The following is a 21,052-nucleotide window of genomic DNA, read 5'->3' as shown; positions in this document are numbered from 1 at the left end:
CGATAAACTAATAAGGTTGCCAATATAAATTATGATTACTGCAGATCCGGTCATTTTTGGCTTGTTGGCCGCGATTATTGGTTTGGTATTTTATACTAGCAAGCTAAAACAAAGCTTTTGGAAACAACTTTACCGTTTTGTGCCCATTATGGTCATGATTTATGTGTTGCCATCATTTTTAAATACCTTAAACATTGTCGATGCTTCCCAAAGTCAATTACCCCACATATCCTCAAAGTATTTAATGCCCGCTTGTTTAACATTACTAATTATCAGTGTAGACATAAAATCCATTCTATTATTGGGCCCTAAAATTGTCATGCTGTTTTTAATTGCCAGCTTAGGCATTATTATTGGCGGCCCGTTAACTCTGATACTTTTTGCGAAAATAGCGCCTGAATCTATTAATTGGCTAGGTGAAGATGCTGCCTGGCGCGGAATGGCGACCTTAGCAGGGAATTGGGTTGGTGGCACAGCGAATCAACTTGCCATGAAAGAAATCTATCAGGTAAAAGAAAACTTATTTGCGATTATGATTTCGGTCAATGTAGTCTACTCAGCGATTTGGATGTCATTTTTATTAATCTGCGCCAATAATGCTGCTGCGATAGATAAAAAAACGGGTGCCGACTCAAGCAATTATCAGCGGTTAATCGCTACAAGCGAATATCAGCAAGCTCACACGGTCAAGAATATCACCATAACTGATTACATATTAATATTCAGTGTGGCATTTGGCGTGACGGGATTAGCACATATGGGGGCTGATATTCTGGCGCCATATTTTGCCGCCCACTACCCTGCAACAGAAAAGTTTAGTCTGACTTCAAATTTCTTTTGGATTGTCATCATAGTGACCACTATCAGTATTGCACTTTCAAATACCAAAGTGCGTGAACTTGAGCAATTAGGTGCATCAAAGGTCTCCACTGTCATGCTGTATATTTTGATTGCTAGTATGGGCCTTAGAATGGACTTGACCATGATTGATGACTTTCCAATCTACTTTGCCATCGGCTTTGTATGGTTAGCAATTCATAGCCTGTTCGTGATTATTGCTGGGCTAGTGATGAAAGCACCTGTGGCTTATATGGCATTAGCAAGTCAATGCTGTATTGGCGGCGCGGCATCATCCCCTGTGGTGGCAATTGCATTTCACCGCTCACTGGTACCTATCGCGATCATGTTCTCAGTATTTGGTTATGCTTGGGCAACTTACATGGCTTGGCTATGCGCCGAGATGATGCGGCTCGTATCGCAATAAAACGATGAGTTAATTTCTTACAGTGAACATATACGGATACCTGTTACTGTAATTTTAAATAGACTCTAACCTCTACAAGCTCTTGGTTGTCATCGGCAATAGCAGCTTCAACAGCCTCACTCTTAATCACATCCAAGCGTTCAATTATCAGCGGCTGGGTCGTTAAAGTCCAATCACTGGCAGCAAGCCAATGACTATAAAGATATTTTATTTTGCTATTGAGCTCTTTTTCAGAACCCAAATGATAAAACTGAGCATAACGCCCCTTAGCCACAGACTTATTCGAAAAATAACCAGACTCAGCGATAACGGGTGCTAATTCAGTAAGCTGCGCTTGATTAACACTCACACCAATATCCAGCGATAACATGGATTGCTCATCAGATAAGGCATTAATTTGCGGATAAGGCATATCATAAACGAAATTAAAGGTGCGACTAGTACTTGGCGATAAGTGATATTTTTGCCTAAATGCGCTTAAGGCATTTATCGATTGAGATAAATAACAAGCGGGTCCACGATGCTCTATAACCACTAACTCTATGGTCGTTAAATCCGATACCTGAATATTAACCTCAGCAGCAGAAAACTGCTCATGCCCTTCGGCTAGGGTACTCAGTGGTTGCTGCTTGGCAAAAAAGTTACCCCAATCAGGTGAGGCTTGAAAGCTTTGCGGACTTTGACCAATGCTGTCGGTAAACGCGGTAATAAATGCCGCTGTTGACGGATAGCCCATTTTTAACGCGACAGTATCTAAGCTAATAGTTTTATCAAAACCCAGTAACTGCGCCGCTTCAAGGTTTTTGAGCAAACGAATATAATCCTGCACTTTGGTATGAAACAGACTGTAAAATAACGCACCAAAATGCACTTCAGCAACCCCTGCCACCGCCGCTAAGCGGCTGTTGAGATTGTCATCATAGGCAGAGATTACAGATAGATTATTATCGATATAGCTTAACAGCACTTCAAATTGAGCATGTAAATCTTTCAATTTTTGACTAGACCTCTTAGTTTAAAACTGACTTATCTTTCATATAAACACAACTTACAAGTCCGATTTTTAGTCCCATGACTGCAACAAGTTGTTTGGCTTATAAACCGCTAGATTTACTAGTAAACAGTAAAGCCATACCTTAGTTTTTTACTATATAACGGCGTTAGCCTGTCAGTTTTTGCCATCGGTAATAACTGACATCAGCAAGTTCTAGCATGGGTTTATCTTCTTCTGTATCACCATAGGCATACACTTTATCAAAATCTTGTAGGTCAAACTGAGCTAAAACTCGATTTGATTTTGCAGCGCCGCTACAGTCACCATTAATATACCGTCCGGTCAGTTTACCCTTTTTACTTTCTAGCTCTGCACATATCAGTTTAAATCCATGCTGGCGACACCATGGCGCTAAATAAACATTAAGTGATGCCGAAACCACAACAATGGTGTCACCTTGCATCTGATGCCATTGCAGACGCGCTAGCGCTTGAGGTTTGATTTGTAGATCAAAACTTGTAGCATAATCTTCGCCGATGGCCTTAATGTGTTGCTCATCTTGTTGCCAAAAAGCAAACTTAGAAATGATGCTACGCGTTCTTGACCCACCAATGAGCTGCCATTTATAAGCGGCTATCACAGGGATTAATATCGGATAACAAACGATTAAACGCCACTTAGGTACACTTGAGTAAATAAATGGCGTGTAAGTATCTTTACTTGTAATAGTTCCATCAAAATCAAACAATGCTAAGTTCATAAATATCCTTATAAGAACCTCAAAATTTTGACATAAAAAAGCCAAGGCGAACCTTGGCTTTTGTGAATTCCAATCAGCTTATTCAGCTACTGGGTATTCAACTATTGCTTTTGCTTTTAAAGCTGCGACAACTGAACGGTAATCAGCTTCGCTGTATTGAGGTACTAAACGTTGCTTAATACTTTCAACAATATTTGCATCAATACCTTCTGCATCATTAACTTTATCCAAAGCAATAACCGCATAGCCATTAGCTAATGCAGCGGTATCAAATGAGCTTGCACCAGCATCTGGAGCTGCCATTTTAAATGCCTTAGTCGAGATAGCTTGATCAATATCTTGATTAAATCGTGCTAGCTTCTCTTTCGTTGCTACTGCAACTTCAGTGATTTCAGTGCCTGCTTTTAATTGCGCTAAATATTCATTGGCTTTTTCACTTGCGGCAAAGTTCGCTTTATCTTGCAATAAACGTGCTTCAATGCTGCTAGATACTTCAGTTAATGGCAATGTACCAGCATCTTTATGTTGCAGTAAACGAATCACAACCACATGGTTAGGTGCTAACTCAATCACTTCACTGTTCATGCCGCTACCAATAACGTCATCAGAAAATGCAGCTTTGATTAAAGCTGGAGTATTTAAATTAACAGGCGCATTATCACGAGAAAATAACGCTGTTGATTGAACCTCAACGCCTAATGCTTTAGCTGTTTCATCTAAAGTGTCAGGTATTTCGTAGCTGGTATCGGCTAAAACACTTTGTAAGCTATAAAATTCATCAACCGCTTTTTTGTTTTGAAGATCAGCGATGATTTTATCTTGCACGTCATCAAACGGCGCTGCAGCACCAGATTCCACATCGAGTAACTTGATAATGTGATAACCAAATTCACTCTTCACAATTTGTGAGTACTCACCAGTTGAAAGTGCAAATAAAGCTGAGTCAAATGCAGGATCCATTACACCTTGTTCGAACCAATCGAGTTGACCGCCCTGCTCTGCGCTAAATTGGTCATCTGAATCTGATTTAGCAACGGCAGCAAAGTCTTCACCAGCTTGTAATTTAGCTAAAGCAGCTTCGGCCTTGGCTTCATCGGCGCTATCATCGCCAGATGCAAATAAAATATGTGCAGCTAAACGTTTTTCTGGCGTTTGATATTGTTGTTGGTTGTCTTCATAAAAAGCACGCGCATCATCAACTGACGTTTCGATACCTTTAGCCAGATCTGCAACGTCCAACTCGACATATTCTAAGCTAACTTTTTCTTGGCTCATGAACTGAATTAAGTTACTTTCGTAATAGGCTTTAATCTCTTCAGCAGAAACTGTTGAAGAAGCTAAGAAAGGTGTAGAGTCCACAACTAAATAACGAATATCACGGGTTTGACCTTGAACTTCAGCTAATTGCTTTGCTTCACCATCAAGAACAAACTCACTTCCCACTAGCGCGGTTAAAAGTTGACGACGAGTCATATCAACACGCATCATATTTCTAAAGCTAGTGGTTTGATAACCTAATTGACGTAGTACAGCTAAGTAGCGGTCATTATCAAATACACCATCGGTTTGGAATGCTTGCTCATTCAGAATCGCTTGTTTAATTTGCTCATCTGAAACACGTAGTCCCAAATCTTCAGCCGCTTGGCTAATTAGCTTATCTGAAATCAAACGATCTAATACATTCTGCTTGATACCATTCATATAGTTATCATCAGCAGCTAAGGCATCAAACATTTCGCCTAGTTGTTGTTCTAAACGGCCACGTTCATTTTGGAATGCTTGTTCTAATTCATTGGCTGTGATTTCGTCACCATTAACTACTGCGGCTGGAACATCTGTCGAGGTTCCTAGGTAACTACTGACACCAGCAAATGCGAACGAAAGGATCACCAGTACTAAAATACTTTTAGCTATAACGCCCTGTGAACCTTCGCGAATTTTTTCTAACATCTGAATTCTCGCTTGTTGCGACATAATAAAATAAAAAGGCGCACCTTTTGCGGATGCGCCTTCTTGTAATTTAGACGGAGTATTCAGACGCTACCGAGGTATGCCTTATCTCTCCTAATATCAAAAAAACAAAGTTAATTCTGATACTTTATTTCGCAAAAAGCACTGTTAAAACAGTGCTTTCTACAAATGCCTTACAAAAGGCAACGATACCAACTATTTAGTTAACAGCGTCTTTTAGTGCTTTACCAGCTTTGAAGGCAGGAATGTTTGCTGCTGCAATTTTGATTTCTGCACCCGTTTGTGGGTTACGGCCAGTACGTTCTGCACGTTGACGTACTTCAAAAGTACCAAAACCAACTAGAGAAATCTTATCGCCTTCTTTAAGCGCTTCAGTAACAGCAGCAATAAAAGAATCTAGTGCACGGCCAGCGCCTGCTTTAGAAATGTCAGCACCAGAAGCGATTTTCTCGATTAGTTCAGATTTGTTCATGTCATCCCCTTGAATGTTATTTTTGCGCCGCAACCAAATCCGTCTTTGGAACGGTCTACGGAGGCTTTTTATCGTAAGTTTGATACCACACCAAACTTAGTTGGAAAACCAAAAAAAATGTACTTGGATACAGCTCAAAGTCAGATGCGCCAAGGGTTTGGTGCTAACTGACTCTCCACTTATCTAGGCTACCACAGCTTTCGTGTTTGTTAAGCCCCTTTTTTCATTTTTTTTGGGTTACTAGCAAGTTTTCTTACTGATTAGTTATTTTTTGACCACTTCGAAGCCTTTAACAGGTCTTTCTAAGGCCAATTCAAGGACTTCCTCGACCCACCTTACAGGGTGGATCTTTAAATCAGCAATCACATTTGCTGGAATTTCTTCTAAATCACGCTCATTTTCTTTAGGAATAAGCACAACTTTTATCCCACCGCGATGCGCCGCAAGCAGTTTCTCTTTCAGGCCACCAATTGGTAACACTTCACCACGAAGGGTAATTTCACCCGTCATCGCTACGTCACTTTTAACCGGGTTGCCGGTTAAACTTGATACTAAAGCAGTACACATTGCCGCACCTGCTGAAGGACCATCTTTTGGCGTTGCACCTTCTGGTACATGAACATGGATATCACGCTTTTCATAAAAGTCGTTATTGATCCCCAACTGCTCTGCGCGGCCTCTAACAACGGTCATTGCAGCTTGAATTGACTCTTGCATCACGTCACCTAGCGAACCGGTATAAGCAAGTTTGCCTTTACCTGGCACCGAAGTGGCTTCAATGGTCAGTAAATCACCACCAACTTGAGTCCATGCAAGGCCAGTAACTTGACCAATTTGATTGTTAGATTCAGCTTTACCGTAATCAAAGCGCTGCACACCTAAGAAAGACTTCAGGTTATCTTGATCCACAACAACGGTTTTCACTGACTTATCAAGCAAAATCATTTTTACGACTTTACGACAAACTTTAGACAGCTCACGCTCTAATGAACGCACGCCAGCTTCACGGGTGTAATAACGGATCATGCCAATAATGGCACTGTCTTCTATGGTTATCTCACTCGCTTTTAAGCCATTACGCTCAATCTGTTTGGTTAATAAATGCTTCTTAGCAATATTAAGCTTTTCATCTTCGGTGTAACCCGATAAACGGATCACTTCCATACGGTCAAGTAATGGTCCAGGGATATCCATTGAGTTTGAGGTAGCGACAAACATTACGTCTGATAAGTCGTAATCCACTTCAAGGTAATGATCGTTAAATGCTGAGTTTTGTTCAGGATCTAATACTTCTAATAATGCTGACGATGGATCGCCGCGCATATCAGAACTCATTTTATCAATTTCATCTAATAGGAATAATGGGTTTTTAACGCCCACTTTAGCCATTTTTTGAATGACTTTACCTGGCATAGAACCAATATAAGTACGACGATGACCACGGATCTCGGCTTCATCACGCACACCACCTAATGCAACACGCACATACTTACGACCTGTCGCCTTTGCAATTGACTGACCGAGTGACGTTTTACCGACACCTGGTGGGCCCACTAGACAAAGAATTGGCCCTTTAAGCTGTTTAACACGGCTTTGTACCGCAAGATACTCTAAAATGCGCTCTTTAACCTTCTCAAGCCCATGGTGATCGGTATCAAGAATGGCTTCAGCTTTTGATAAATCACGCTTAATTTTAGAACGCTGACTCCAAGGTACCGAGGTCATCCAATCGACATAGCTTCTGACAACAGTCGCTTCTGCAGACATTGGAGACATCATCTTCAGTTTGTTTAACTCAGCTTCGGCTTTTTCTTTGGCTTCTGCTGGCATTTTAGCCTCAGTGATCTTCCGAGCTAATACTTCAAACTCATCTTGGCCTTCATCAAGATCGCCTAATTCTTTTTGAATGGCTTTCATTTGCTCATTCAAATAGTATTCGCGTTGACTCTTTTCCATTTGTTTCTTAACGCGGCCACGGATGCGTTTTTCAACTTGTAATAAGTCAATCTCGCCTTCCATCATCGCCATTAAGTATTCAAGGCGCTCACCAACATTAATCATCTCAAGCACAGACTGTTTGTCTTCTAGCTTAAGTGGCATATGCGCCGCCATGGTGTCAGCAAGGCGCGCTGCTTCTTCAATACCGGTTAATGAAGTGAGCACTTCAGGCGGTATTTTCTTGTTAAGCTTGATGTAACCTTCAAATTGACTGATTGCACTGCGGACTAAGACTTCTTCTTCTTTGTCAGCTAAGTCTTCAGAAGCTAAGTATTCAGCTGTCGCGACAAAGAATTCATCTTCTTGGGTGTAAGCGGTTACTTTTGCACGCTGACCACCTTCAACTAAGACTTTAACGGTCCCGTCAGGTAGTTTTAATAACTGCAAAATTGAGGCTACGGTACCGACGTCGAAAATATCTTCTTTTGTTGGCTCGTCTAAATCAGCTTCTCGCTGTGCGACCAATAAAATTTGCTTGTCTTGTTCCATTGCCGATTCGAGACAACGAATAGATTTCTCTCGTCCGACGAACAACGGAATTACCATATGGGGATAAACCACTACATCTCGCAGTGGCAGCACGGGGAGTTCGATATGCGCTTCACGCTCTTGGGTCATAGTTCGATTCCGTTTGATGAATGGATTTTATAAGTCAGTATATTGGGATGTTTCTCAAACTTTCAATGGTTAATACGAAAAAAGGAGCCCAATGGACTCCTTATTTTTAATAAAAGACTAAATCGTCTATTTATTGTTCACCACCAGCAACTTGGCTTTCGGCATTTTCGTAAATTAGGATTGGTGCGGATTCGCCTTTTACTACAGACTCATCAACAACGGCCTTAATCACGCCTTCCACTGAAGGGATGTCATACATGGTATCGAGTAAAATATCTTCGATAATTGAACGAAGTCCACGAGCACCGGTTTTACGGGTCATTGCTTTATGAGCAATGGCTTTAAGCGCATCTTCGCGGAACTCTAACTCAACATCTTCCATCTCAAATAAGGCACCATATTGCTTAGTAAGTGCATTTTTAGGTTGAGATAAGATTTGAACCAATGCAGATTCATCTAATTCAGTTAGCGTCGCAACAACAGGTAAACGACCGATAAACTCAGGGATCAAACCAAATTTAATTAAATCTTCTGGTTCAACCTTACCTAATGTTTGCGAGATAGTCGCTTTATCTGCATCACCTTTAACTTCAGCGCCAAAACCGATACCAGTACCTGTTAAGCCACGTTGCTCAATAACTTTTTCAAGCCCAGCAAACGCACCACCACAAATAAATAAGATCTTTGAAGTATCAACTTGCAAAAACTCTTGTTGTGGATGCTTACGACCACCTTGAGGTGGCACAGAAGCAACAGTACCTTCAATTAGTTTTAGTAACGCCTGCTGAACACCTTCACCCGATACATCACGAGTTATAGAAGGATTGTCAGATTTACGACTAATCTTGTCGATTTCATCGATGTAAACAATACCACGTTCCGCTTTTTCAACGTCGTAATCACATTTTTGCAGAAGTTTCTGAATAATGTTTTCAACGTCTTCACCCACATAACCTGCTTCAGTTAATGTGGTTGCATCAGCCATAGTAAACGGCACATCAAGTGAACGCGCTAAGGTTTCAGCCAGTAATGTTTTACCACTACCTGTAGGCCCAATAAGTAAGATATTACTTTTACCAAGCTCAACACCTTCAATCGGCGTACCATTACGTAAGCGCTTATAGTGATTATAAACCGCTACCGATAGCACCTTTTTTGCCTGATTCTGACCAATGACGTAATCATCGAGGTGATTACGTAATTCGTGTGGCGTTGGTAATTGGTCTTGATCGCGTTTAGGCGAAATTTCTTTTATCTCTTCACGAATTATGTCATTACATAACTCGACACATTCGTCACAAACATATACTGAAGGTCCAGCAATTAGCTTTCTAACTTCATGTTGGCTTTTCCCGCAAAAAGAGCAGTACAGCAGCTTACCGCTGTCACCGGAATTTTTGTTATCGCCCATTAACTCTACCTCTGTTACAGCCTAGACACTGTCTGTAGAAAACCATCTGTACTGTTTAAATGCACAAACACAGTCTTATATTTTAATACTCTATTCTTCAAAGAATAGCGCACTCAGGCGTAAAGATCAGCTACGCTTTTCAAAAACTGAATCAACTAAACCATAATCGGCTGCTTCTTGAGCACTCATGAAGTTATCACGGTCAGTATCACGTTCAATGATTTCCATTGGTTGACCGGTATGTTCCGCCAACATTTGGTTCAATTTGTTCTTAATGCCAAGAATTTCTTGAGCATGAATTGCAATATCTGAAGCCTGACCTTGGAAACCGCCTAATGGTTGGTGGATCATCACGCGAGAATTAGGTAAACAATGACGTTTGCCTTTTGCGCCACCAGCAAGTAAAAAAGCGCCCATGCTTGCTGCTTGACCAATACATACTGTACTGACATTTGGCTTGATAAACTGCATGGTGTCATAAATCGCCATGCCGGCTGTTACTGAGCCTCCTGGCGAGTTAATGTAAATTGAAATATCTTTGTCTGGGCTTTCTGATTCTAGGAACAATAATTGCGCCACGATCAAATTAGCCATGTGTTCTTCAACCTGGCCAACCAAGAAAATTACACGCTCTTTTAATAAACGAGAGTAAATATCATATGAACGCTCACCTTTTGCTGTTTGTTCAACAACCATAGGTACGAGAGCATTGAGTACAGATTCTGGCGCTTTATGCATTTTATACTTTCCCTAAAATAAAAATGGCTCGTATGAGAACCTCATACGAGCCATTATAAATGGCGAACCGCCAATCAAGTCAAGCGAAGGTTACGCTTTACCTGTTGCCTTGTTCATAAATTCTTCAAAAGCAACTTCTTTTAGAGTTACTTTTGCTGATTTTAATAGCACTTCAACAGCTTGCTCTTCAAGAGCTACGTTACGCATGTTCTGCATAAGCTCTTTGTTGCCATTGTAGTATTCAACAACTTCAGTTGGATCTTCGTAAGCAGAAGCCATTGAAGCGATTAAACCTTGAACGCGCTCATCTTCAGCTTGAAGTTCATTCGTTTTGATTACTTCGCCTAATAATAGACCAACTTTAACGCGACGCTCAGCTTGCTCAGTGAATAGATCAGCTGGAAGCTCAGGCATGTTTTCAGCTTGACCACCAAAACGTTGCATAGCTTGTTGACGAAGAACATTCACTTCACCGTCTACAAGTGCTTTAGGGATAGTGATGTCGTTAGCAGCTAATAAGCCTTCGATAACTTGCTCTTTAACATTCGCTTTAAGCGCTTGATCAAGTTCACGAGTCATGTTTTTACGGATTTCAGCTTTAAGGGCTTCTAGGCCACCTTCAGCAATACCGAATAATGAAGCGAACTCGTCATTTACTTCTGGTAATTCTGCAGCTTGAACTTCGGTAAGAGTAATAACGAAATTAGCCGCTTTACCTTTTAAGTTTTCAGCGTGGTAATCTTCAGGGAAAGTGACTTCAACTTCAAATTCTTCACCGGCTTTATGACCAATGATGCCAGTTTCAAAACCTGGGATCATACGGTTGCTACCAAGCTCAAGTTCGAAATCGTCAGCTTTGCCACCTTCAAATTCTTCACCTTCAACTGAACCAACAAAGTTCATTTTAACTTTGTTGCCTTCTTCAGCAGCAGTTTCAACTACAGCGAAAGTAGCGTGTTGCTTGCGAAGCGTTTCAATCATGGTGTCAACGTCAGCGTCATTAACTTCAGCTTGTGGTTGTTCAACAGCGATTGCATCTAAACCAGTTAATTCAACTTCTGGGTAGATTTCAAAAGTAGCAACGAACTCGAAGTTCTCGCCTTCTGCTTTACTAGGAGCAAATACTGGTGCGCCAGCTGGGTTTAGTTTTTCAGCCATGATAGCTTCAATGAAGTTGCGTTGCATAACTTCACCGGTCACATCTTGACGGATAGCTTTACCGTAACGTTGGTTGATTACTGATACTGGTACTTTACCTGGACGGAAACCAGAGATCTTTGCACGCTTCGCTTCACGTAATAAATTGTCTTTAACTAATTTCTCAATTTGCTCAGCAGGTACAGAAATTGTTAGGCGACGTTCTAGGCCTTGAGTTGTTTCAACAGAAACTTGCATTGTTTTACCTCGAAATATGTCTGACGTCCTTTGTAATAGTCGAAAACTCAACTATTAAATATTCATTTCTTGATGATTAATGTTTACTAATAAAAGTAGTGATACAGCAGCGTTTAAGCGCTGTTACCCGTAGTAATCCGTATTAGATATTTATCAAGACGCGACATTATAGCGACCGTTTACTGCCGAGTCGAGTCTGAAAACGCGGTTAAATGGGGATTTTAGACATAAAAAAAGCGACCTTAGGTCGCTTTTTCTACAACTGTGCATTATCAATGCAAAATTTGGGGTGACTGATGGGGCTCGAACCCACGACAACCGGAATCACAATCCGGGGCTCTACCAACTGAGCTACAATCACCATAATTTGGTACGCCCGGCAGGATTCGAACCTGCGACCACCCGCTTAGAAGGCGGGTGCTCTATCCAACTGAGCTACGGGCGCATGGTTTACAGATAAATCTGTATATCCTACTAGCGTGATAAGTTGCTTTGGTTAACAACTTATCTTTTTACAGCTTATTCATAAAACCGAAGCTTTACAAATAAATAAATTTGGTCGGTGATAGAGGATTCGAACCTCTGACCCTCTCGTCCCAAACGAGATGCGCTACCGGGCTGCGCTAATCACCGAGATGTTCAATGCTACAATGTTTATTTTCTTTAAACACCTTCGCTGTGAGAACGGAGCGCATATTAACGAGTCACTTTCCTATCGTCAACGATTTTTTTGACAAACTTGTTCAGCTGCTGTTTTAACAAACAAAAAATTCTGTTTTTAAAAAATCACTAAGGCAATATTCATGACATGACTTTAGCTGACTGATAGAATACGCTTCGTTAATTTCGTCTTATTATCGCGCCATAAAGGAAACTATACCCCCATGACTGCCCAAAATATTGATGGCAAAGCGATCGCTCAATCTATTCGAACCACTTTAAAAGAAAAAGTACTTGCCCGTAAAGAAGCAGGTAAAAGAATTCCTGGCTTAGCGGTCATCTTAGTTGGTGCAGATGCTGCGTCACAAGTCTATGTAGGAAGTAAGCGCCGCGCGTGTGAAGAAGTCGGCTTTCAATCTTATTCATATGATTTAGAGACCACGGCCACTGAAGCAGAATTGTTAGCCTTAATTGATCAATGCAATGATGACCCTAAAATTGATGGCATTTTAGTGCAACTGCCATTACCTGCACACATTGAAGAATCTAAAGTCATTGAGCAAATTCGCCCTGATAAAGATGTTGATGGTTTCCACCCTTATAATGTCGGCCGACTTGCTCAGCGCATCCCAGTGCTGCGTTCATGTACGCCAAAAGGCATTATGACCTTGATCAATTCAACGGGTGTAGATACATATGGTCTTGATGCAACGATTGTTGGCGCGTCTAATATTGTCGGTAGACCAATGACATTGGAGCTACTACTTGCAGGCTGTACTACGACCACCTGTCATCGCTTTACTAAAAACCTTGAACAAAAGGTACGCCAAGCTGACTTGTTGATTGTTGCAGTAGGTAAACCTGGTTTTATTGCTGGTGATTGGATTAAACCTGGTGCGATTGTTATCGATGTGGGCATTAACCGCTTAGACAATGGCCGCTTAGTGGGTGATGTAGAATTTGACCTTGCTGCTGAGAAAGCGGCATTCATTACCCCAGTACCCGGTGGTGTAGGTCCGATGACAATTGCCAGCTTACTAGAAAATACCTTATATGCTGCTGAGACTTACCACGACTAAACCTTTGTTTAATCAGAGTTAATAATTGTATTAACTAAAAAAGCCTGCTAATGCAGGCTTTTTTATGGCGGATTAAACTTAGACGTTACTTTTTACGCCAAGTTGTTACACCATTTTCGCCATCTTCCAGAATAACCCCAAGGGCATTTAGTCTATCTCTAGCGATATCTGCAGCAGGCCAATCTTTTTCAGCGCGGGCGCGATTACGTTCAACGATCAAGGCCTCAATTTCAGCGACTTCATCATCACTGCCCTCGCCTTGGAAATAAACATCAACATCGTTGCTGATAATGCCTAGCACGTCTGTTAATTGCTTAAGGCTAACACCTAAGGCGCTGGCTTGCGCCATATCAACTGATTTAAGACGGTTAATCTCACGTACCATATCAAAGATAACCGAGTAGGCTTCTGGTGTATTAAAATCATCATCCATCGCCAGTTTAAATTTACCGACATACTCAGGTGCAGCTGCTGGAGCAACTGATAAATCTAAGCCTTTTAACGAAGTATAAATACGTTCTAAAGCCGACTTAGCTTGCTTTAAATTATCTTCAGAATAATTTAGCTGGCTACGATAGTGACCTGATAATAAGAAGTAACGTACTGTTTCTGGATCGTAATGTTCTAACACATCTCTGATTGTGAAGAAGTTGCCCAGTGATTTAGACATTTTTTCTTTATCAACCATCACCATGCCAGTATGCATCCAGTAGTTGACATACTTTGAGCCATGAGCACAGCAAGACTGCGCAATTTCGTTTTCATGATGTGGGAACTGTAAATCGCTACCGCCGCCATGAATATCAAAGTTTTCACCTAAGTGTTTGCCATTCATTGCAGAACATTCAATGTGCCAGCCAGGACGGCCAGGCCCCCATGGAGACTCCCACGTTGGTTCGCCAGGTTTTGACATTTTCCACAACACAAAATCCATAGGATTACGTTTAGCAGCTTCCACTTCAACGCGCGCGCCAGCTTGAAGCTGTTCAAGGTTTTGTCCTGATAAGCGGCCATATTCCGCAAATGAAGCCACACTAAAGAGCACATCGCCATTGTCAGCAACATAAGCATGCTCTTTAGCGATGAGTGTCTGCACCATGTCGATGATCTCATCAATATGCAGGGTCGCTCTTGGTTCGAAATCTGGGCGTAGCATATTTAATGAATCAAAATCATTGTGCATCTCACCAATCAAACGCTCAGTGAGTGAGTCACAACTTTCGTTATTTTCAGCGGCGCGTTTAATGATTTTATCGTCGACATCGGTGATGTTACGTAAGTAGTTCACCGCATAGCCACTATAACGTAAGTAGCGAACTATCATATCGAAAGACACAAAAGTACGACCATGACCAATGTGACATAAATCATATATGGTGATCCCACATACATACATGTCAATCTTGCCAGGGTTAATCGGTTTAAACTCTTGCTTTTCACGACTCATACTATTGTAAATTTTCAACATCGATGGTTCTCTTTTACTCTTAATAAAACTCAATTTAATTGCCACAAAGTCTACCATGAGCAACACTGTTTTGAACACTGCACTTTAAGCCTCACGTAAGATAAGTTAGAATCGCGCAACAATTTTTATCTAGGTAATTAAATATGATCACTTTGCACACAAATATGGGCGACATCAAAATCGCTTTAAATGCTGAAAAAGCACCTTTAACTGTTGAAAGCTTCATTAAGTACGTAAAAGAAGGTTTCTACGACGGTACTATTTTTCACCGTGTGATTGATGGTTTCATGGTACAAGGTGGTGGCTTTACTGAAGATATGGTTCAGAAAACCCCTCATGCTGCAGTTAAAAATGAAGCGAACAACGGCTTATCAAACAAAGTCGGTACCTTAGCGATGGCGCGTACATCTGATCCGCATTCAGCAACATCACAGTTTTTTATCAATGTGAATGACAACACTTTCTTAGACTTTAAAGCCGAAACATCTCAAGGCTGGGGCTATTGTGTATTCGCTGAAGTTGTTGAAGGTTTTGATATTGTAGAGAAAATCAAAACTGTTAGCACAGGTAACCGTGGCATGCATCAAGACGTACCACTAGAAGCTGTTATCATTAACAGTGCAAGCATTGCTGAATAATCATTAATGCAGACTGTTTTTATGGGCGATTTGCACTTAAGTGCAGACCGCCCAGATATTAGCCAAGCTTTTATTCGCTACCTCAACTCAGATCTTGCTGATGTTGAAGCGATTTATATCATCGGTGACTTGTTTGAAGTCTGGACCAGTGATGATATTGCCGAGCCCTTTACTGACGAAATAGCCACCCATCTAAAACGTGTCGCCACAAGCATCCCTATTTATTTTATCCACGGTAATCGAGATTTTATGATTGGCAAATCATTTGCTCGTAAAGCTGGAATGATCATACTTCCAGAAGTTGTCGAGTTAGATTTGTATGGGATAAAAACAGTAGTCTTGCATGGTGATAGCCTTTGCACGCTCGATAAGGCTTATCAAAGATTTAGAAGCTTCAGAAATTCATCATTCGTGAAATGGATTTACCGTAACTTGCCTAAATCAACGCGACAGAACATCGCTGCTGATATTCGCAAAAAAAGTCAAAAAAGCAATCAACAAAAAAGCTATACCATTATGGATGTTGAGCAATCAGCCGTTGACAGCCTACTGCTAAAAACCAACTGCCAAAGAATGATCCATGGCCATACCCACCGTCCGGCAATACATCAATTAGCCGATAACAAGCAGCGCATTGTGGTTGGTGACTGGTACGAGCAAGGCAGCATACTGATTGTCGACCAATACACTGCCAATCTTAAACAACTGCCCTTGCTAACTTGAGGACTTCAAATACCGCAAGGATATAGTGTTAATTGGGTAAACCACTGTGGAATTTAAAATCGGAATCTGGGGTTAAAATAAGCTCAGCTTCAACCTCGGTCAAAAACCTTACTCTGTCACTAATATCTTTATCCGATACTAACTCGGCCAACGTCAGGTAATCTTGGTAGTGACGAGCTTCAGAGCGAAGTAGCGATACGTAGAATTTACTTAATTCTTCATCCAGATGCGGGGCAAGTTTGGCAAAACGTTCACAAGATCTGGCCTCAATTAGTGCACCTATAATTAACTTATCGACTAATGCATCTGGCTCGAAGGTTTTAACATGTTTCAGTAAGCCTTTGGCATAACGTCCGGCCTCTATTAGCTCATACTGTACCTGTTTTTTTTCCATCAACTCCATTACTTGATAGAAATGATGTAATTCTTCTTTGATCAGCAATACCATTTTATCAACTAACTCTTGACCATAAACACAGCCTTCACGCACTGTGATTTGTTTGCTGACGTTACTTTTTCCTTTAAGAGAGGCTAAATCGCCGACCTTTTTATAGGCAAACTCTTCGTATGGCTTTATCCATTGGGATAACTGCTCAGCACTGGGTTTATCCACCGCGTATTTCCTAATTAAAAACATCGCGCTTTGGGCGGCTTTTAACTCACAAATCATATGATCACGAAGAATGATGGATAAGTTTTCAGGCTTGCTGGCCATTTCAATCCACTTATCAGGTGTTTCACAATTCAAAAAAGAGTAAATCGGCTCAAGTAAACCCTGCTCATACATCATTGAAGTACCACTAAATATTTTATGTGGCGCCATTGTATTAAAAAAATGAAACAGATACGACAACCCATCTGCATATTCTAAGATTGCATTAAGCAGCAAATAGATATTTAACAATCATCAACTAAGTTACATTAACGTCGAATATTTACATATAAATCGACAATCTAAAGAGAAAAATACTGCATGAGCCAACTTCTGATGAGCTTATTAGCTTTTTATACTGATAAAACAACAATAGCACTTGACGAATGGCCGCTAATGTTCAATAAATAGTCTATACATCTGCGTAACAATAGTTGCTTAAGTTGTATTTCAATCACCTTTAATGGATAAGCTTCGATAGGGATGAAGTTATTACTTAAACGGCTCACTAGTAACGAGTGCATTAAGTATGTGTAGGACTGATTAAGGCGATTGATATATGGGGCTATGATCAGTTCGTCTGAAGTTTGGCGAGCTATGTATGAAATGCTAAACAAGGATAATAACAATGATATTGAATCACCTAATGGGGCTATACACTCATCCGAAACAAGAGTGGCAAACAATTGAACGTAATCACGAGGCAGTTAAAAGCAGCCTTAGTCATATCTTACTTATCGCCTTAATTCCTGCTGTGTGCAGTTTTGTAGCAACCGCTTATATAGGCTGGCATCCTGCTAACGGCGAGCTACTATTTCTCACTCCACAAAGCGCCATGTTCATGTCAGTGGGTATGTACTTTGGCCTCATTGCTGGCGTATTTGCACTGGCATATTTATCTTATTGGATGGCAAAAACCTTTGATGCCGCACCAACCTTCACTCAAGCACTTGAGTTAGCCGCCTATACCGCTACACCATTATTTATGGTTGGCATATCAGCGCTATACCCTGTGTTATGGTTTATGATGTTAGTGGGCCTTGCAGGCTTAGCCTACTCAGTATATCTACTTTATGCTGGTGTCCCCATCATTATGAATATCCCTGAAGAAAAAGGCTTTATTTACGCAAGTTCAGTCGTTACTGCAGGTTTAGTGCTATTGGTCGGATTAATGGGCACTAGCGTTATATTATGGAGCTTAGGCTTAGGACCTATGATGCAGTAACTGTTTTTGTACTATATTTAAAAGGCGCTTTCGCGCCTTTTTTGTTATGGCTCGGCCCATAAAGTGAGTTTGAACTAAGGTGATATATGACCCAAAATACCTATCAAAAAATCCTTTTTGTATTGCTGCTTCTAGCGGGTTTATTTGCCATCAACTACTGGGTTAAGTCATCCACTACAGAAAATGAGACTGATACTACTGGTACAAACGCGACTAAATCTCCAACAGCAACAATTGAGCCAGATGTTAATCATCAATATATAGATGCCGCAAACAACAAACTCACAACTAAAAAACCGCAAACCAAGGCCTCAACAGAGATTATTTTAAACTCGCTCGATCAATTAATTGAATTATTCGACTCGTTAAATTACAACAAACAAAGCTGGGATGCCGGTGTAAGGGAAGTACCTCGATTAACCTTTGATAGCGTGAGTGAGAATTGGCAAAAAACCTCAAATGAGATCCCTGTACAGGTTAAGAAAATGGTTTTTTTCAGATTAATGGCGCCATTAATATTACTCAGTAATGAAAATATTATTTTAGAGCGAAAATGGGTGAAACAGGCTGAGCTAACCGATAACAAGCTTATTGATATCGCAACAAAATACAAGGTCATCCCCGATAAGCAAACACCATTAACTCAAGATTTGCGAAAACAACTGCTTAAGCGCGTAGACATCATGCCGCCGTCATTAGTGCTAGCCCAAGCGGCTGAAGAAAGCGGCTGGGCGACATCGCGATTTACCGTTGAAGGTAACGCCTTTTTTGGCCAGTGGGATTTCAGTGGCAACGGCATGGCTCCTAAAAAGCAAAGAACAGAGTTAGGCAATTACGGTTTAGCACGATTTAATACTCCGCAAGCATCCGTTGAGGGCTATATGCTAAATATCAATACCCATGCAGCCTACCTTAAACTGAGACAAATGAGACAGCAATTACGTTATGAGAAAGAACCGATAACAGGCCTTAAATTAGTCACCACTTTAGATAAATATTCCGAACGTGGCCAAGCCTATATTGATAGTATCCAGCAGATGATCCGTTACAACAAACTTGATCAAGTGGACGCCGCCTATTTAAGTGATGGTGCGCCAATACACTTAATTTCCGCAAATAACCAAGCCAGTTCTACTGATGATTAACCAAAAAAATGCCAGAACAATATTGTTCTGGCATTTTTATTAACTGACTTAGGGATAAACTACCCCCAGTAAAAGCTACAGGTAAACTTTAAGCAAAAGAATCACGTAGTGCCACAGTTAAGTTAAACACTAAAGCCTCTTTTGATGAATCCTTGTTATCAGCGCAGAAGTAACCTTCACGTTCAAACTGGTACGCTTTTTCTGCCACTGCATTGGCTAAGCTTGCTTCAGCGACACCCTTAAGCACAGTTAAAGAGTCATCGCTTAACACTTCGTCTAAGGTTTCAAAAGCTGCTGGAGACGCTTCAGTAAATAAACGGTGGTATAAACGAAATTCAGCCGGTTTGGCCGTTGTCGCTTCAACCCAATGAATAACACCTTTAACTTTGCGGCCATCACTTGGGTTCTTACCCAATGTTTCATTGTCGTAAGTACAATAAACCGTGGTGACATTACCGTCTTCATCTTGATCAAAACGTTCAGCTTTAATCACATAAGCATTACGTAAACGAACTTCTTTACCAAGTACTAAACGCTTAAAATGCTTATTAGCAGACTCTTTAAAGTCTTCGGCATCGATGAATAACTCTTTACCAAATGCAATTTCGCGGGTACCCATTTCAGGTTTATTCGGATGCATTGGGGCATTAATTATTTCAGGTGTATCCGACGGGTAGTTTTCAATTACCACTTTAATCGGTCTTAACACAGCCATGGCACGAGGTGCATTTTCGTTGAGCTCTTCACGAATACACGCATCAAGCACGCCACCTTCAATAAGGTTTTCTTGCTTTGTAACACCGATACGTTGGCAGAATTCACGAATAGACGCCGGAGTATAACCGCGACGGCGTAAACCTGCGATAGTTGGCATACGAGGATCATCCCAACCAGACACGATTTCACGCGTTACTAAATCGTTCAATTTACGTTTCGACATCATGGTGTATTCAAGGTTAAGTCTTGAAAATTCATACTGACGTGTACGGTTTGGTTGATTAAAATCATCTAAATGATCTAAGACCCAATCATACAAACGACGGTTGTCTTGGAACTCTAAAGTACATAACGAATGAGTGATGTTTTCAATCGCATCTGAAATACAGTGAGTAAAGTCGTACATTGGGTAAATGCACCACTTATCGCCTGTTTGATGATGGTGAGCAAAACGAATACGGTAAATAACCGGATCACGCATACACATGAATGGTGAAGCCATATCGATTTTAGCCCGCAGTGCACACTCACCCTCTTTGAATTCACCTGCACGCATTTTTTCAAATAGGTTCAAGTTTTCTTCAACTGAGGTATCACGGTAAGGGCTATTTTTACCAGGTGCTTTTAATGTGCCACGGTACTCGCGTGTTTCTTCAGCATTTAAGAAGCACACATAAGCTAAACCTTTTGAGATTAGCTCAACCGCATATTGATGTAATTGATCGAAGTAATTCGAAGAATAACGAACTTCACCTGACCATTTAAAGCCTAACCAACGTACATCATCCTGAATAGAATGAACATAATCGATGTCTTCCTTTTCAGGGTTAGTATCATCAAAACGTAAGTTACATTGACCTTGATAATCTTGTGCTATGCCAAAATTTAAACAAATAGACTTTGCATGGCCAATGTGTAAAAAACCATTTGGCTCTGGCGGAAAACGGGTTTGCACACTGGTGTGTTTACCACTTTTTAAGTCTTCATCAATAATATTACGAATGAAGTTACTTGGACGTACTTCGTTGTCCACTTGGCTCATGGAGTTCCTCTTGGTGCACGATGGTGAAATTTATGACCTTTGATGATCCTACAGATTTACGCGAGTTACAATGCCTGTTTGC

Annotated in this window: 17 protein-coding genes and 3 tRNA genes; 6 read left to right on the top strand and 14 right to left on the bottom strand. The window is 40.9% G+C overall.

Annotated elements, in window-relative coordinates; genetic code table 11:
* Window positions 1-31 precede the first annotated feature (31 nt).
* Window positions 32-1,264: a DUF819 domain-containing protein gene (locus tag Q4533_RS02180; RefSeq protein WP_102440521.1), complete on the top strand. Its 1,233-nt coding sequence runs from the start codon at window positions 32-34 to the stop codon at window positions 1,262-1,264.
* A 43-nt stretch (window positions 1,265-1,307) separates the two neighbouring features.
* Here Q4533_RS02180 and Q4533_RS02175 read toward each other — a convergent pair whose 3' ends face one another.
* From Q4533_RS02175 to Q4533_RS02125, 11 genes are all read right to left on the bottom strand, one after another.
* Window positions 1,308-2,258, bottom strand: a complete 951-nt coding sequence (locus tag Q4533_RS02175) for a GyrI-like domain-containing protein (RefSeq protein WP_303501664.1) — start codon at window positions 2,256-2,258, stop codon at window positions 1,308-1,310.
* Window positions 2,259-2,424: 166 nt separating this feature from the next.
* Entirely contained in the window at window positions 2,425-3,018 is a 594-nt protein-coding gene (locus Q4533_RS02170; RefSeq protein ID WP_102440519.1) for an HAD-IB family hydrolase, read from the bottom strand.
* Between the two features lie 78 nt (window positions 3,019-3,096).
* Window positions 3,097-4,968, bottom strand: coding sequence for a SurA N-terminal domain-containing protein (locus tag Q4533_RS02165; RefSeq protein ID WP_303501661.1), 1,872 nt, complete (start codon window positions 4,966-4,968; stop codon window positions 3,097-3,099).
* Window positions 4,969-5,188: 220 nt separating this feature from the next.
* The gene (locus Q4533_RS02160) at window positions 5,189-5,461 is read right to left on the bottom strand and encodes an HU family DNA-binding protein (RefSeq protein ID WP_076536981.1); all 273 of its coding nucleotides are present in this window, start codon (window positions 5,459-5,461) and stop codon (window positions 5,189-5,191) included.
* A 264-nt stretch (window positions 5,462-5,725) separates the two neighbouring features.
* Window positions 5,726-8,077 (bottom strand): endopeptidase La, encoded by a 2,352-nt coding sequence (gene lon, locus Q4533_RS02155; RefSeq protein ID WP_102440518.1) that lies wholly within the window; start codon window positions 8,075-8,077, stop codon window positions 5,726-5,728.
* A 130-nt stretch (window positions 8,078-8,207) separates the two neighbouring features.
* Window positions 8,208-9,488, bottom strand: a complete 1,281-nt coding sequence (gene clpX / locus Q4533_RS02150) for an ATP-dependent protease ATP-binding subunit ClpX (RefSeq protein ID WP_076536985.1) — start codon at window positions 9,486-9,488, stop codon at window positions 8,208-8,210.
* Window positions 9,489-9,614: 126 nt separating this feature from the next.
* The gene (gene clpP / locus Q4533_RS02145; protein WP_076536986.1) at window positions 9,615-10,226 is read right to left on the bottom strand and encodes an ATP-dependent Clp endopeptidase proteolytic subunit ClpP; all 612 of its coding nucleotides are present in this window, start codon (window positions 10,224-10,226) and stop codon (window positions 9,615-9,617) included.
* 90 nt (window positions 10,227-10,316) lie between these two features.
* A complete protein-coding gene (tig, locus tag Q4533_RS02140) occupies window positions 10,317-11,621 on the bottom strand; it encodes a trigger factor (RefSeq protein WP_102440517.1) in 1,305 nt (434 codons plus the stop codon).
* A 285-nt stretch (window positions 11,622-11,906) separates the two neighbouring features.
* Window positions 11,907-11,982: transfer RNA gene (locus Q4533_RS02135), tRNA-His, on the bottom strand.
* Between the two features lie 7 nt (window positions 11,983-11,989).
* Window positions 11,990-12,066, bottom strand: a tRNA-Arg gene (locus Q4533_RS02130).
* Window positions 12,067-12,177: 111 nt separating this feature from the next.
* A tRNA-Pro gene (locus Q4533_RS02125) sits at window positions 12,178-12,254 on the bottom strand.
* Window positions 12,255-12,505: 251 nt separating this feature from the next.
* Here Q4533_RS02125 and folD point away from each other — a divergent pair.
* Window positions 12,506-13,360 carry a bifunctional methylenetetrahydrofolate dehydrogenase/methenyltetrahydrofolate cyclohydrolase FolD gene (gene folD / locus Q4533_RS02120; RefSeq protein ID WP_102476354.1) on the top strand — a complete coding sequence of 285 codons (855 nt, stop codon included), beginning with the start codon at window positions 12,506-12,508 and terminating at the stop codon, window positions 13,358-13,360.
* A gap of 85 nt (window positions 13,361-13,445) precedes the next feature.
* On the opposite strand, the gene cysS is transcribed toward folD, so the two are convergent.
* Complete coding sequence (gene cysS / locus Q4533_RS02115; RefSeq protein ID WP_303411051.1) at window positions 13,446-14,828, bottom strand: cysteine--tRNA ligase; 1,383 nt, start codon at window positions 14,826-14,828, stop codon at window positions 13,446-13,448.
* A 143-nt stretch (window positions 14,829-14,971) separates the two neighbouring features.
* On the opposite strand from cysS, the gene Q4533_RS02110 reads away from it, so the two are divergent.
* Window positions 14,972-15,466: a peptidylprolyl isomerase gene (locus tag Q4533_RS02110; RefSeq protein ID WP_102440514.1), complete on the top strand. Its 495-nt coding sequence runs from the start codon at window positions 14,972-14,974 to the stop codon at window positions 15,464-15,466.
* A gap of 6 nt (window positions 15,467-15,472) precedes the next feature.
* On the top strand, window positions 15,473-16,189 hold the full coding sequence (locus Q4533_RS02105; RefSeq protein ID WP_102476356.1) for a UDP-2,3-diacylglucosamine diphosphatase: 717 nt from the start codon (window positions 15,473-15,475) through the stop codon (window positions 16,187-16,189).
* A gap of 28 nt (window positions 16,190-16,217) precedes the next feature.
* Here Q4533_RS02105 and miaE read toward each other — a convergent pair whose 3' ends face one another.
* Complete coding sequence (gene miaE / locus Q4533_RS02100; RefSeq protein ID WP_303501657.1) at window positions 16,218-16,979, bottom strand: tRNA-(ms[2]io[6]A)-hydroxylase; 762 nt, start codon at window positions 16,977-16,979, stop codon at window positions 16,218-16,220.
* A 490-nt stretch (window positions 16,980-17,469) separates the two neighbouring features.
* Here miaE and Q4533_RS02095 point away from each other — a divergent pair, with 490 nt between their 5' ends.
* On the top strand, window positions 17,470-18,066 hold the full coding sequence (locus tag Q4533_RS02095; RefSeq protein ID WP_102440512.1) for a Yip1 family protein: 597 nt from the start codon (window positions 17,470-17,472) through the stop codon (window positions 18,064-18,066).
* Window positions 18,067-18,152: 86 nt separating this feature from the next.
* Window positions 18,153-19,211: a glucosaminidase domain-containing protein gene (locus tag Q4533_RS02090; RefSeq protein ID WP_303501655.1), complete on the top strand. Its 1,059-nt coding sequence runs from the start codon at window positions 18,153-18,155 to the stop codon at window positions 19,209-19,211.
* 88 nt (window positions 19,212-19,299) lie between these two features.
* Here the strand turns inward: Q4533_RS02090 and glnS are convergent, their stop codons facing one another.
* Window positions 19,300-20,970 (bottom strand): glutamine--tRNA ligase, encoded by a 1,671-nt coding sequence (gene glnS, locus Q4533_RS02085; protein ID WP_102440510.1) that lies wholly within the window; start codon window positions 20,968-20,970, stop codon window positions 19,300-19,302.
* Window positions 20,971-21,052: the final 82 nt, after the last annotated feature.

Source organism: Shewanella sp. 6_MG-2023 (assembly GCF_030547195.1).
GTDB lineage: Bacteria > Pseudomonadota > Gammaproteobacteria > Enterobacterales > Shewanellaceae > Shewanella.
This window is presented reverse-complemented; position numbering and strand designations above follow the sequence as displayed.